Consider the following 15,051-nt stretch of genomic DNA (forward strand, 5'->3'; position numbering starts at 1 on the left):
ACGCACTTTAAACTAATTTAAATACGTAAAAATACGTACGTCATAACATTAATTTCATGTTTAGAAACAAACATTAAGAACTGTACTAGTATTATTTGGTAAATAAAAGCTCTCTATATTTTGTTAATGGCCATAATTCATCATCAATCATAAGCTCAAGTTTATCACAATGATATCTTATATCTTCAAAAATTGGTCTAACTATATCACAATACCCTTTTGCTTTTTTCTCAATATCATTCTGCTCATTTAAAGTTTTGCGCTCATTAGTCATAGAAGTTACCAAGGAATTAATCGCTTCAATGTGTCCTGAAATTTGTTCAATAAGCGATAATTGCTCTTTTGCGTAGTTCTTAAACTTATCTCCATAAATAGATTTTAACCCATTTACATTTTCAATTAAAATATTTTGATAACGAACAGCAGTAGGCACTACATGATTACGTGCTATATCGCCTATAACTCGACTTTCAATTTGAATATGAAGAATATATTCTTCCATTTCAATTTCGTAACGTGCCTCAGATTCTACTTTATTCATAACACCTAGACTTTCAAAAAGCTCTATTGAAGATTTTGAAACCTTAACTTTTAAAGCTTCTGGTGTTGTTTTATTATTACTTAATCCACGCTTTTTAGCTTCCTTTTCCCATTCATCACTATAACCATTACCTTCAAATAAAATCTCTTTTGATGTTTTAATATATTCTCTTAATACATTAAAGACAGCATCATCCTTTTTCATTGACTTCTTATCAATCAACACATCAACTTCTGCTTTAAAATCAATTAATTGTTTGGCTACAATAGTGTTTAAAACCGTCATTGGGTTGGCACAATTAGCAGTAGAACCAACAGCTCTAAATTCAAATTTATTACCTGTAAATGCAAATGGAGATGTTCTATTTCTATCTGTATTGTCTAATATTACTTCTGGAATTTTACCAACCACATTAAGTTTTAAATCTGTTTTTTCCTTAGGTGATAGCTTTCCTTTAGTTACAGTTTCTAATTCATTCATCACTTTAGTAAGCTGCTGACCAATAAAAACTGAAATTATTGCGGGAGGAGCTTCATTAGCTCCTAAACGATGATCGTTACTAGCAGAAGCAATTGCAGCTCTTAGAAGTTCTTCATAGGTTTGTACAGCTTTTATTGTATTAATAAAGAAGGTTAAAAACTGAAGGTTGCTCATGGGCGTTTTACCAGGTGATAATAAATTAACTCCTGTATTAGTGCTTAAACTCCAATTATTGTGTTTACCAGAACCGTTGACTCCGGCAAAAGGCTTTTCGTGTAATAATACTTTAAACTTATGACGTTTAGCAATTTTCTGCATAATATCCATAAGTAACGAGTTATGATCTACTGCCAAATTTGCTTCTTCAAAAATAGGTGCCAATTCAAACTGGTTAGGAGCTACTTCATTATGCCTTGTCTTTACAGGAATACCTAATAACATACATTCATTTTCCAAATCGCGCATATATGCCATAGCTCTATTAGGTATTGTACCAAAATAATGATCATCTAGCTGTTGACCTTTGGCAGGCGAATGCCCTAAAAGTGTACGACCTGTTAAAACAATATCTGGACGAGAAGCTGCTAAATCACTATCAATTAAAAAGTACTCTTGTTCCCAACCTAATGAGGCGTTAACCTTTTTTACATTCTTATCAAAATACTTACAAACATCTACAGCGGCATTATCCACTGCCTGCAACGCTCTTAAAAGCGGAGTTTTATAATCTAATGCTTCGCCAGTATAAGACACAAAAACTGTTGGAACACATAGAGTTGTACCATAGATAAAAGCTGGAGAAGTTGGATCCCAAGCCGTATAACCTCTAGCCTCAAATGTGTTTCTTATACCTCCATTTGGAAAACTTGATGCATCAGGCTCTTGCTGCACTAGCTGATGTCCTCCAAATTTTTCAATAGCCATTCCATCACCTATAGTTTCAAAAAAAGCATCATGTTTTTCTGCAGTAGCACCTGTTAAAGGTTGAAACCAATGTGTATAATGTGTTGCTCCTTTAGAAATTGCCCATTCTTTCATTCCTGTTGAAATATGGTCTGCTATTACACGGTTTATTTTAGTGCCTTTCTCAACAGCTTCCATTATACTAGATAAAGCGGTCTTCGTTAAATATTGACGCATTGCTGCTTCATTGAATACATTTTCACCAAAAATTTCGGAGCGTCGTTTCTCCTCTTTTATCTTAATTGGTTTTCTTTTTAATGATTCTTTTATGGCGTGAAATCTAAGTGTTGACATATTATTAAAATTTGGCTTCAAAAATACGAAATATTTAAAATTTATATGGCTACCCACTAAAAAATAGGGTTGTTAACAATAATTAATAACATTTCATCTAAAACCCCCTATTTTTTTTGACTACATAAAAAAAATAGCAATATTTGTATCATTATTTTATATAAACAAAATTTCATTATGGCAAAAATTAAATTAGAATACATTTGGCTAGATGGTTACTTCCCAACTCAAAACATGAGAAGTAAAACCAAAGTAGAAGAGCACGAAAACTTTAAAGGTACCATAGAAGAATTAGGTATGTGGTCTTTTGACGGATCATCAACTAGACAAGCTGAAGGTGGATCTTCTGATTGTTTATTAAAACCTGTGGCAATTTACCCAGATCCAGACAGAATTAATGGATACTTAGTAATGACTGAGGTTTTAAACGCAGATGGCACTCCACACGTTTCTAATGGTAGAGCAACAATTGAAGATGAAGACAACGATTTCTGGTTCGGTTTTGAACAAGAATACTTTATTATGGATACTAAGACACAATTACCTTTAGGTTTCCCTATTGGTGGTTATCCTGCACCACAAGGTATGTATTACTGTTCTGTTGGTGGTAAAAATACACATGGTAGAGATTTAGTAGAAGAGCACGCAGATCTGTGTATAGAGGCAGGATTAAACTTTGAAGGTATTAACCAAGAGGTTGCTTCTGGACAATGGGAATTTCAATTATTTGCAAAAGGTGCAAAGAAAGCCGGAGATGAAATTTGGATCGCAAGATATTTATTAGACCGTTTAACAGAAAAGTATGGTTATTATATTGAATACCATCCAAAGCCATTAGGTAAAGATATGGACTGGAATGGTTCTGGTATGCACGCAAACTTCTCTAACACTGTTTTAAGAACATGTGGATCTAAAGAGACTTACGAAAAAATATGTGAAGCATTTAGACCAGTAGTAAAAGAACATATTGCTGTTTATGGTGAATTTAATGATCAACGTTTAACTGGTGATCATGAAACAGCTTCAATAGACGATTTTAGCTATGGTGTTTCTGATAGAGGAGCTTCAATCCGTATTCCTATCATTACAGTAGAAAAAGGCTGGAAAGGTTGGCTAGAAGATAGAAGACCAGCTTCTAATGGTGATCCTTATAAAATTGCAGGTCGTATTATTAAGACAGTTAAGAGTGCAAATATTTCTTAATTAGAAATTACAAATAACTAAAAAAGGCTTGTAACTGTTACAAGTCTTTTTTTTGTTTTTTATTTAAGTGTTAAGTATATAAAAACAATGTACGCTCCAAACAATAGCATTCCCTTATAACGACCTATTTCAAATCGTTTTGGTATCATCATAAGTGGAATTAAAACTGCTGCAAAAGCTATCATCCAAAAGATATTAGTAGAGAGTATTTGAGGAGTATCTGGATTTACTACAATAGGTTTAATAATTGCTGTTAAACCTAATACAGAAGCAATATTGAAAATATTAGAGCCAATTAAGTTACCTAAAGAAATTGCTTTTTCTTTCTTTAATGCAGCTATAACTGAAGCTGCTAACTCTGGCACACTTGTTCCAATAGCAATAACAGTTACAGAAATTGCATAATCACTTATACCAACAGCTTTAGCCAAACGCTTAGCTCCTTCAACCAACCATTCTGAACCAAAATACAATCCTGCGGCACCAATTAGAAGCCACATTACTATTTTAAAATCCGAAACTTGAGCAAGTGTATCATCTACTTCCTCTAGATTAGCTTTTGTCGATTTTCTTGAACTTCTTATTAAAATAATTAAGAATACAATTAAAGCTATAAACAATAAAAGTCCCTCAACCGCAGTTAAAACTCCATCATTTTTAAGAAAATAGTATAAAACAAATGATGCCAACATCATCATTGGCCAATTCAGCTTATAAAAATCTTTATCTACCGCTAATGGAGAAATAATTGCCGTTATCCCTAAAACCAAACCAATATTTGCAATATTAGAGCCAATAACATTCCCTAATGCTATATCAGAAATGCCATCCATAGCAGCTTGTAAACTCACTAGTAGCTCTGGCGCAGAAGTTGCAAAAGACACAACCGTCATACCTATTACTAGTTTAGAAATTTTAAGTCTAAACGAAAGCGCAACTGATGCTCTAACCAAAAAATCCCCACCAACTACTAATAACGCTAAACCTGCAATTACAAGAAATACACTCATCTATTGTTCAATTATTTAATCCCATTTTAATTAAAGTCGCGAAGATAACATTTCATTCTTATAGATACTAAAAACTAAAAATTTCGTTAAATAACTATTATTTTAGTTGTATAACTACAAAAATAGTTATAGATTTGATTTAAAGAATTTATTAAAATGCAAAAACTAACAAACAAAGAAGAAGAAATAATGCACATTTTATGGAAGCTTGAAAAAGCTTTTGTAAAGGATGTGTTGGCAGAGATAAAGGAAGATAAACCACATTACAATACGCTCTCTACCATAATTAGAAATTTAGAAGAAAAAGGCTATGTAAGTTATAATGCTTATGGAAAAACGCATCAGTACTTCCCTATTGTATCTAAAGAAGATTATAAAACTAAATTTATGAGTACTGCTATAGAGAATTACTTTAATAGCTCTTATAAAAATGTAGTGTCCTTCTTTGCAAAAGAAGAAAAGATAAGTGTAGATGAGCTTAAAGAAATTATTAAACTAATAGAAAATAAAGCATAATCATGGAATATCTTATAAAAGCGAGTGTAGTCGTTATCCTTTTTTATTTATGCTTTAGTCTGTTTTTAAAGAAAGAAACATTTTTTCAGCATAACCGTTGGTTTCTACTAATAGGATTAATAATAGCTCTAATTTTCCCATTTATTGTTGTACCTATTTACATAGCAATTGAACCCGCTGTTACTTTAGAAGTCATACATACTAAAGACATATATACTCAAGCAATAACATCGAACCAAATAACCACACAACCAGAAAATGCTTTCGATTGGACTCAACTTCTTTCAATTATATATAGCATAGGATTTGTTGTGTTTTTAATTCAATTTATATTACAATTTGGATCATTAGCACTATTGTTACTTAAAAATCCAAAATACAAGGACGAACTTTTCACCTATGTTATTGTAAAAAACAAAATTTCACCATTTTCATTTTTTAAATGGATTGTTTATAACCCAGAAGCATTTAATGAAAATGAACTTGAGCTCATCTTAACGCACGAGAAAGTGCATGCTAAACAATTACATTCTATAGATTTACTATTAACACAATTAGCCTGTATTATATTTTGGTTTAATCCCTTGATTTGGCTTTACAGAAAAGAAGTTCGGCAAAATTTAGAATATATAGCTGATAATAAAACACAATCTACTTCTGTAGATGAAAAAACGTATCAACATTTGTTGCTTAAAACCAGTGTTGCCAATCATAATATTTCATTATCAAATAATTTTTATAATTCATTAATCAAAGAACGCATCGTTATGTTAAAAAAATCGAGATCAAACAAAAAGAAACAATGGAGATACTTACTAATGTTACCGCTTTTAGCTGGTTTATTAATGAGTATGAATACAGAAACCATTTATGTCGAAACGGAATCCCATACAATAGCAAACAAAAAAACTATTGAATTTGTGGTTACAAAAAACACAACAGACCAGGAACTAAAAGCTATGTCTGATAAATTTGAGAAAAAAGGTATCACGCTAATTTTTAGTAAAGTAAAGAGAAACAACTCCGATGAACTTACCAGCTTATTTCTAAAGTTAAACAATCACAGTTATGGTGGTGGTAACTCTAATTCTCCAATAGATTCATTCATAATCTATAAAGAACTTTTTGATAGAGGTGGTGGCTATGTAGGCAGAATTAATGGCGCAACACTACATTTTGACGACAACACAAACGACAAAAAAGCCATTGAAGCATTACAAGAAAGGGCATTTAAAGCAATTTTAAACTCAGGTTTACAGAGCAAAGAGGACTTAAAAAATTACAAGAAAAAATTCCTTAATAAAAATGATAAAACCAAAAAGAAAAAAACCTTAACGCCAGCAAAAAAGTCTTCAAAGAGTCAACCAAATAAAAACACCAAGAATATAGCCATTGCTACACCTTTAAAATCGGATAAAATTTTTCAATTTAATGGAGATATCTTAATATCAATAATAACAAAAAACTCTACAGATTCCGAAATTGACAAAATAAAAGAACAACTCAAAAAAGAAGGGTTAACAGCCAAATTCAAAGGAATAAAGCGCAATAAAAAGGGAGAGATTACTGCAATTAAAATTGAAGTGAAGTCTAAAAATTCTAATACTAGTTATAATGTCAATTCAGATGAAGCTATAGATTCTATAAAAATAGCATACGATGCAGATAAAAATAGTATTTCAATTGGTAACAGTAATGCAAGTCACGGAGAAAATACTTTTGTTTTTAAATCTAAAGATGCCAAACACAAAATCCATAAATCTGGCAATGGAAGTTATGTTTATGTTATATCTGATGATGAGCACCAACATGGACAGGATAAAATTTATGTTTCAAAAGCTAAGGCTAGCAATGGAAAGGTAAAAACAATAAAGAGTAACGGTAAAGTACATGTAATATCTGGTGATGGTAATGATGAAGTTATAGAAATTATTGTTGATGAAGATACTAATGATGAAAAAGAAACAATGATAGTCAATGGAAAAAAGAAAAAAGTTTGGGTAACTAGGGTTGACGATAAAGACAGTCCATTTATTCTCGAATTAGATGATAGCAAAACAAGCATTTTTGTCTCTGATGATGAGCACAAAAAACCTTTATATATCATTGATGGCAAAGAGGTATCACCCGATAAATTTAAAGATTTAAAGACCGATCTCATAGAATCTATGACGGTTCTCAAAGACAAAAGCGCTATCGACAACTATGGTGAAAAAGGCAAAAACGGAGTCATCATTATAAAAACCAAAAAGAAAAACTAGTTCGCTTTCATCAATCAATCAACAGAAAAAGCCAAACTAAAATCATTTAGTTTGGCTTTTTCAATTAAAGTCATGAAAACTTTTATTCTATAATTATTTTTCTAATTACTGATTGATTGTTATTTATCAAATTTAGCATGTATAAACCTGATGCTAAATCTAAATCTATATAATTATCAACAGATTGATACTGCTTTAAAAGTTTACCTTCAACAGAAAAAATTTCGACTTTAGCAGTGTTATTTATACCTGAGAAATAAATTCTACCTGTTGTAGGATTTGGATAGATAGAAATCTCTAATTGCTCATTATCAATTGTACTTAAGGACTGCATCCAAATATCTCCAATATTTGTCCCCCAAATATATTCTACTAAAAGTGGTTGATCTATAAATGGGTTTCTATTCTTTTGCCAATTATAAACCACATTATTTCTATTCATTTCAAAATCATCTGGTGGGTCATTTCTATGCCAATCTAAAAGCGTAACTAAATCACCTAATTGCCCTGTAGTATTAGGGAAACCATTAACAACTTGCAATCCGTTGTATCTAATTTCCATATAAAGTACACTACGAGCAACATCACCTCTAAAGCTTCCTAACGTTCCTGTTGGCCCAACGTATTGCCCATAATGTTGATTGCCACGAGAACTATTCTCAGAAGCATCTGCCGCTCTTAGCGCATGTGCATCAGAATTTCCGTGTCTTAAAGAATCTGCCTTTGTAGTCCAAAAGACATCAATTCCGTCCGCAATTTCATCTTCTTCTATATCAAAAAAACCACCTCTTGAGCGTGGAAAAGTATGCTCTCTATTCCACTTACCAGAATTATTAGAACTTGTTTGTAAATCTAATTTAGGTCTCCCTTCTTCAGTATATAATAGCCAAACTTGGTTACTATTTTCAGGATTTTGATCTGCTTCTTTTAAAATGTCAATAACATCCGCATAAGTTTGCGCTCTTACTGTTGTAGGATCTGCGATTATATCTTGTAAGGCTTGTCTCAGTGCATTACCTGCTAAACCATCTAAACTATCATAATAACCTGTTGGCTGCGTACTTTGCACAAAAGTTGTAGTTGGTTGTATGGGTGTTCCCCAAGGTGCCATTGTAAAATCATTATCTACTACTCTAACTTCGACATAGTTGTTAGATGGCACTATTGGCTCAACTAAATCTAAAAAATGAATTTGAATAACCTCATCACCTTCATCTGCTGCATCATCAACTAAACTAATTGTTGTCGTTGTAGAATTTGATCCATTTGGAATTGTTAGGTTTAAGTTTCCTGTAAAATCAGATGAATTAAACCCATAATTATCTAAGCTAATCGTAAAGTTTAAATCTGAAGTCACATTAGATTCAGCTGTAAAGGTTATTTCGAATGTAGCACCTTCGTCATATTGAGTTTCCATTACAGAAATAGCTACAGGATTTATAGGTATACCAGAACAATCATTTTCTCGTCTCGGAGTTGGTGTAACTGTAGAAAATGACTCCACACCCATTCCGTCAACAAAACGTTGAATAGATTTAGGGTTAGCATTTGTACCATTATCATTATATTGATTAGTTTCACCTAATAATGCTAATAGACCAACATCATCAGCATCATTGGTATCATAAACTAATGCATCTATTAAATTAGTTTGTGTTGCTAAAGTACCTTCTGGAAAATCATCAACAGAAGCTAAATAAAGCCCTACAGCATCTGCTCCATTCTGTATTACATTTTCAGCAATCAATACTTGTGGAAAAGGTGATACACCTCCACTACCTATTAATAACAGGCCATTATTATCAGTTGAATAACCATCTAAATCAATAACCATATAACTTGAGTCACCACCGCTATCAGAACCATTAAAAAACACAAGAATGTATCCATCCGTAGAAAAGTTAGGAGTCATTGACTTTAACTCAACAAACTCTGCAGTATCTGTGCTTGGTGAATCTGCGTCTAATTCATTAATCACAATATCTTGTGACCAACTAAATGCAGATATTAAAAAAACTAAGGGTAATATGATTCTATTCATCTTTCAATTTTTCACAAAGATAACCTAATAATATATCGCTATGTTAACTTAAAATTATTTACTAAAAATAATTCATTTAACATATGACTTTAATCATGTTTTGATTCTCATAAAAAAATGAAAACTCAAAAAACACAGATTTTAAAGATGAAATGCCTCTACGATTCTAAAAATCATTCTAAATACACCCTATAAATGTTACAAAATGAAACAAAAAACATATTTTATTATTACAAATAGTAGCATTGATAGAGGCAAGTCACAAAATATTAAAACTAAAGTCATCATTTAACTTATAAATACAAATGCAAATTCGTCGATTTATGCAAATTCGTTTGGAGAACTATTGTCACCTGATATATATTGAAAACTCAATCAAACAAACGAAGTATAATATTAACCCTAAAACCAAAAAATTATGATGACATTAGCAAAATTGATTATTGAAATTATATTTTCAATATTCTAAATTAAAACCAACCAAACAACCAACCAAAACAAATAAAACTTAGTTCTAGAATAAGTTTTATTATTTTTGTAGCTGAGTGACAAAAGACAAAAAAAGTCTTTGTCTTAAGCAAAATGAAGAAAACCATCTTTAAGGCTTTAGCTAAATTAAATAAAGCTATATTACCTTCTTACAGTAAAAAACAGTTAGACCTTAGCAAAGCAACTAAGCTACAAATGGCTATAATTGGCTGGCGTGTTTATGTTACTAAAAATGCTCTCAAATAAAAAAGACTACCATAAGGTAGCCTTTTAAAAAACTCAATTTAATCTATCGCATTAGCGGCAAATTATCTTTCTCAATTTAATTCCTTGTTACAGATCCCGTAGGTAAAGACCCTAAGTTAGCTCCAAATGCATGTGTAGCTGGTGCCGTATCATTACCGGCAGTTCCTACCAATGGCTTTATTGCGAATGGCGCAGGAGAATCATCTGGTACTGGCTCTACAGAAATTACAACGGTTCTTCCTCTAACATCTAATGGGAATGTTTCACCAGTTGGTGCATTTTCAAAAAAGTCTTCTCCAGGTACTGGAGGTCCACCAGCTGGTCCGCTAAATGGTGCAGAAGTATCTGCAACATCAAATGCAGTAAATGTACCTGTACTCAATGGTCCAGAGTCACCAACAACCCAACCTTCGTAAGCCCAACCATCAGGTAATGTTGGTAAAACAAAATTTGGTGTTGGAGGAGCACCTGGTGTACCAAACCAAACTCCGTTTTCGTCATTTCCATTATTGGTTCCAGACTCATCAGTAGGTGTTCTTAAGAAGAATGCACCACTTGCATTAGAAAAATCGCCTACTATGGCTGTGTTTACTGATGCTGTAGTACCATTAAAATCACCTACTAAAATTTTTGTGTCTGCTGGTGCAGGATCTGGATCAACTGCTGGCTCAATAGATAATACAAATCGTGTTGCATTATTTAATTGTGTCTCATCCACAGAAAACGTTTGAGGAAATGTTGCACTTGTAAATGTACCTGTACTTACCGGAGATCCATCGACTATTATCCATCCTTCGTAAACATAGTCACTACCAAGAACTTCTAACCCTTGAAGATTAAGCGTTAAATCTGCCATAGTTGGCCCACTGTTGTTGTCGTCATCACTACTACAGGACATGGCAATTAAACCTATTGCCAATAATCCTAAAACTGTTTTTTTAATCATTGCTCGTTATTTATTAATGTTCAAAAACAAAATTAAACTAGTAGAATGAGTTAAAATGTTAGGTGGCTAACATTAAGGCTTTTTCATAAAAACTTGTTGGTTATTATTCTTTGACAGTTTTTTTACACTTTTTTGACAATAGTTTTTACAACCTCAATTATCTTACAAGAAATATTTATTATGAAAAAATTAATATTGGTTTTAACATACATAACAGTATGCCATATGGTTTTCGCTCAAGAAAAAGAACAAATGTCTATTTTGAAAGCAGATAGCACTTGGGCGAAAGAAATTATTAAGTTCCCAATAGATTGGGCATCAGATATGACACTCACAGGTTTTGAAGAGATTCGTTTTCATAAAAATTGGTCCGATAAGGATAGTGATGCCTTTTGGTCTATAGTAATAGCTTGGAGTGTCAAAGCAGATTCACCATTAACGATTAACGATATTGAATCTAATTTTGATGCTTATTTTAATGGTTTAATGAAACCAAATCATTGGTCCACAGATTTCCCAGATCCAAAGGTCTTATTTACGAAAAAGGACATTGAAGACAAAAATGAAGTCTTTAAGGGTAAAATGAGCCTTTTTGATGGTTTTCATACAAGAAAAGTGATAGACATTAATATCCTTGCTCAACAATATTTCTGTAAAGTAAAGCAAACCTCTATAGTTGTTTTTAGACTTTCACCTCAGAATACGGATCATACCATTTGGAAAACATTAAATACTGTTGAGTTGAAATCTAACGTTTGTGAGATATAGCGGATTAAATATATACAACCAAAAAACGCTCAAGCAAGCTTGGCGCTTCATATAGACTTTAAACGCATATCGTTTCATTTAGGATTGCTATCGCATCCTTTATGCTCCGATTTGAAAATAGTTTCAACAAAAAAACGCTCAAGCAAGCTTGGTGTTTCATATAGACTTTAAACGCATATCGTTTCATTAAGGATTGCTATCGCATCCTTTATGCTCCGATTTGAAAATAGTTTCAACAAAAAAACGCTCAAGCAAGCTTGGCGTTTTTTCTTTTGTAACTATTTATTCGTGACCTCGAAGGGACAGAGTTCAAACTTTTTGAAGGAAGATATTGACTTAATTATCTCAAAATCAATATAAATCAAAACTCACCCTTATTACTTCGAACCCAAGAGTTTATTAGAATTGTTAATTTTGATTTTATTTTTGTAATCACATTGTCGTACAGTAATTTCTAAAAAAATCAAATATATGGTTGTTGAAATTGATAATGCTCAAGGGATAAAGTGGTTCTCGTTATAAATTGATATTCGTTAAAGCCTGTATTATTTTGCTCTATTTTCCTCAACAATTCTAACCACTCTATTTATCATTATTTCTGACAAATTCCACAGTAATAAATCCTCATCAGTTGTATTATTAAAAAGAATTACTACAGTGTCTATATTGTTATGATATTCTGTAAAGCTCTGATATCCTGGAACCCATCCAGAATGTTCATATTCATAAATTTCAGAATAGATTTTCCGTTCTCGTTCTTTGAATATAGAACCATCGTTTAATGCTCTCAAAAATATACCAACATCTTCCGCAGTAGCCAGCATACCGAATTCTTTCTCTTTTAAATCAGGTTCATAGCCAACGTAGTAACCACTCATCACATCCTCTATATCTACCTCGCTTAACGAGAAGAATGTATTATTCAGTTCGAGTGGTACTAAAATTTGCTCTTTGATATATTGATGATGATTATACCCCACCGTATTGTCAATAAGTAAACCAAGGAGTAAATAATTTGTATTTGAATAGCTATAGTCTTCTCCTGGTTCAAACAGCGCGGGTGTATCCAATACTAATGCTAACGATTCCTCAGCACTATCAGGTGGGTTTTCCCAGTAACCTCCACTGTCTGTAAAATTTGGAATCCCGCTTCGATGTTGTACCATCATTTTTAGAGTTATTCTATCTGCATTTTCAATCCTACCTAGCAATTCAGGGAAATAATCAGCAAGGGTTTTATCTAGTGACAATCTGTTATCATTAACCAACTTAGAAATGGAAACCGCTACATATAACTTGCTAATACTAGCTATTTTAAATAGTGCATTGGGTTTAGCAGGTATTTTATGTTCTCGATTGTGCCAACCACCTGTATAAAATTCTGGTTGTTTCCCTGCCTCATCTACATAAACAATCATACCATCCAAACCGTGACTTATTGCTTGGTCAACTTGTTCTTGAACAGTATCTGGCAATGGTAATATCCAAGCTTTCACTAAAATCCAAGGCACAAACCACAAGGAAATTGCAGTACCTGTGAACAAGGCTATCCTGATTATAATTTTTTTATTTCGTTTTTTAGAATTAAGCATAGATAGTAAAGTTATAATTATTGCTCATTTTTAGGAAGTATTATTCGTAACACAGTTCAGAAAAGTTCAGGGTTTCAAAGTTTATGTTTGGAAATATGATCCTATTATATGCAACATAAAAATACTATTTGTTTTCTTGATTAATTTTATGCGTTTTAAGTTTGATTCAGAAAGTACATGTCCAATTTCCCTTTTCCCTTTGCATGGATCTTTCCACGAGAAATACACGAAAATTCATTTTTAATCAGTTTATAGGTGGATGAAGATATATTGATTTTACCTACTTCACCTGCAGATTCCATCCTGCTGGCGGTATTTATCGTGTCTCCAAAAAGGTCGTATGCGAACTTCTTCTTGCCCACAACCCCTGCTACTACAGATCCAGAATGTATACCAACCCTCATTCTCCATTTTATGACATGGCTTTGATTTCTCTCCTCAAGATAGGATAGCATCTTTTGTGCGGCTTTGATGCAGTTAGTAGCATGATTTATCGTTTCTTTTTCAAGGCCACACGCTGCCATATACGCATCACCAATCGTTTCAATTTTTTCTACTTTCGTTTCTTCCATAATTTCATCGAATCGACCAAAAATATCATTGAGTTCATTGACTAAAGTGATTGCTGACATGGACGCCACAAGATTTGTAAATCCTTCAAAATCAGTAAACAGGACAGTGATATTTTTGTGTCTTTTTGGAATTGTTTTACCGCTTTCTTTTAAGTCTCTTATTATGTTTGCGGGTAATATATTGTGCAGAAGATCATCTGATTTTTTCTGTTCAACCATTAAAGATTCCTCAGATTGATCTATTAAAATAGACATACTTGCTATTAGTATGAAGCAAATCAATGCAGTAATACTGATATTAACTATTTGTGATATATAGGGATCTAATCCTCCAAAATGGGATTTTATATTTGATTGAAATATTACTGTAGCAATCAACGTTAGGCAAGCTAGAATACTAAAGACATGGGCTATATTCCTAGCCTTACGAGGAAAAGTCATATATGGCAGAATAATAATTAGGAAACAAACAACTCCAACTCCTGAGGAAAACCCTAGCAAGTAAAGAAATAAGAGAACAGACATATAAGATGCTAGAATAAGCCAAACGGAAGCCAGGACTCGTAACCCTTTCCAATTGAAAATTAACGCCATTAGAAACATTAATCCCAAAAAAGTATTACTTCCGTAAATTATTAATGCGTCTGTCAAGAATAATGCAATTAGCATCCAAGTTACATTATAAACTACACCTAAAAGAGATGCAATATTCGTAACACGTAAATATCTGAGTTCAGTTATAGAAAAATTGTACTCAGCGCCAATATCGACTATTCTTTGAAAGAATCTAGACTTGTTTTTATCATAAATTGACATAAATGCTTTTCAAGTTTTATGAATTGTTAATGTCTTTATTATACGCAAGTAAGTTAACCTTTTTAGCGTTAATTTCTGGATTTTTAGAAGGTCAAAAATTGCAGATTTTCTTTATTCTTTTGTGAAAATGGTAGCATACCTCTCCTTATTGATCTAAACATATGGTGGTTCGTTTTATTTTAAGCTTAGATATGTTCTTTCTTTATTATAAATGTGTTCCGCTTGTTTGATCATCTTCTTAGCTAACGTAAGATTTTTAATGGTTTGCCACAATAAGCACAGGTTTTATGCTTTTATGAGAAGTTGATTTATT

Annotated in this window: 11 protein-coding genes; 5 read left to right on the forward strand and 6 right to left on the reverse strand. The window is 32.4% G+C overall.

Annotation, left to right across the window (positions count from 1 at the left end; translation table 11 throughout):
• Positions 1 to 91: 91 nt before the first annotated feature.
• Entirely contained in the window at positions 92 to 2,278 is a 2,187-nt protein-coding gene (locus H8K90_RS00845) for a glutamine synthetase III family protein (RefSeq protein WP_186844054.1), read from the reverse strand.
• 177 nt (positions 2,279 to 2,455) lie between these two features.
• Between H8K90_RS00845 and H8K90_RS00850 the strand changes: the two genes are divergently transcribed.
• On the forward strand, positions 2,456 to 3,481 hold the full coding sequence (locus H8K90_RS00850; protein WP_186844055.1) for a glutamine synthetase beta-grasp domain-containing protein: 1,026 nt from the start codon (positions 2,456 to 2,458) through the stop codon (positions 3,479 to 3,481).
• Positions 3,482 to 3,540: 59 nt separating this feature from the next.
• On the opposite strand, the gene H8K90_RS00855 is transcribed toward H8K90_RS00850, so the two are convergent.
• Entirely contained in the window at positions 3,541 to 4,491 is a 951-nt protein-coding gene (locus tag H8K90_RS00855) for a calcium/sodium antiporter (RefSeq protein WP_186844056.1), read from the reverse strand.
• Between the two features lie 156 nt (positions 4,492 to 4,647).
• Between H8K90_RS00855 and H8K90_RS00860 the strand changes: the two genes are divergently transcribed.
• Positions 4,648 to 5,007: a BlaI/MecI/CopY family transcriptional regulator gene (locus tag H8K90_RS00860; RefSeq protein WP_186844057.1), complete on the forward strand. Its 360-nt coding sequence runs from the start codon at positions 4,648 to 4,650 to the stop codon at positions 5,005 to 5,007.
• Between the two features lie 2 nt (positions 5,008 to 5,009).
• Positions 5,010 to 7,268: a M56 family metallopeptidase gene (locus H8K90_RS00865; RefSeq protein WP_186844058.1), complete on the forward strand. Its 2,259-nt coding sequence runs from the start codon at positions 5,010 to 5,012 to the stop codon at positions 7,266 to 7,268.
• Between the two features lie 82 nt (positions 7,269 to 7,350).
• On the opposite strand, the gene H8K90_RS00870 is transcribed toward H8K90_RS00865, so the two are convergent.
• A complete protein-coding gene (locus H8K90_RS00870; protein WP_186844059.1) occupies positions 7,351 to 9,309 on the reverse strand; it encodes an endonuclease in 1,959 nt (652 codons plus the stop codon).
• A gap of 582 nt (positions 9,310 to 9,891) precedes the next feature.
• Between H8K90_RS00870 and H8K90_RS00875 the strand changes: the two genes are divergently transcribed.
• Positions 9,892 to 10,044, forward strand: coding sequence for an SsrA-binding protein (locus H8K90_RS00875; RefSeq protein WP_186844060.1), 153 nt, complete (start codon positions 9,892 to 9,894; stop codon positions 10,042 to 10,044).
• A gap of 76 nt (positions 10,045 to 10,120) precedes the next feature.
• Here H8K90_RS00875 and H8K90_RS00880 read toward each other — a convergent pair whose 3' ends face one another.
• Positions 10,121 to 10,990 (reverse strand): anti-sigma factor, encoded by an 870-nt coding sequence (locus H8K90_RS00880; protein ID WP_186844061.1) that lies wholly within the window; start codon positions 10,988 to 10,990, stop codon positions 10,121 to 10,123.
• Positions 10,991 to 11,170: 180 nt separating this feature from the next.
• Between H8K90_RS00880 and H8K90_RS00885 the strand changes: the two genes are divergently transcribed.
• The gene (locus tag H8K90_RS00885; RefSeq protein WP_186844062.1) at positions 11,171 to 11,758 is read left to right on the forward strand and encodes a hypothetical protein; all 588 of its coding nucleotides are present in this window, start codon (positions 11,171 to 11,173) and stop codon (positions 11,756 to 11,758) included.
• Positions 11,759 to 12,303: 545 nt separating this feature from the next.
• On the opposite strand, the gene H8K90_RS00890 is transcribed toward H8K90_RS00885, so the two are convergent.
• Complete coding sequence (locus tag H8K90_RS00890; protein WP_115816073.1) at positions 12,304 to 13,350, reverse strand: serine hydrolase domain-containing protein; 1,047 nt, start codon at positions 13,348 to 13,350, stop codon at positions 12,304 to 12,306.
• Positions 13,351 to 13,505: 155 nt separating this feature from the next.
• On the reverse strand, positions 13,506 to 14,738 hold the full coding sequence (locus H8K90_RS00895) for an adenylate/guanylate cyclase domain-containing protein (RefSeq protein ID WP_186844063.1): 1,233 nt from the start codon (positions 14,736 to 14,738) through the stop codon (positions 13,506 to 13,508).
• Between the last annotated feature and the right edge of the window lie 313 nt (positions 14,739 to 15,051).

It is taken from the genome of Winogradskyella echinorum, from assembly GCF_014297365.1.
GTDB classification, from domain to species: domain Bacteria; phylum Bacteroidota; class Bacteroidia; order Flavobacteriales; family Flavobacteriaceae; genus Winogradskyella; species Winogradskyella echinorum.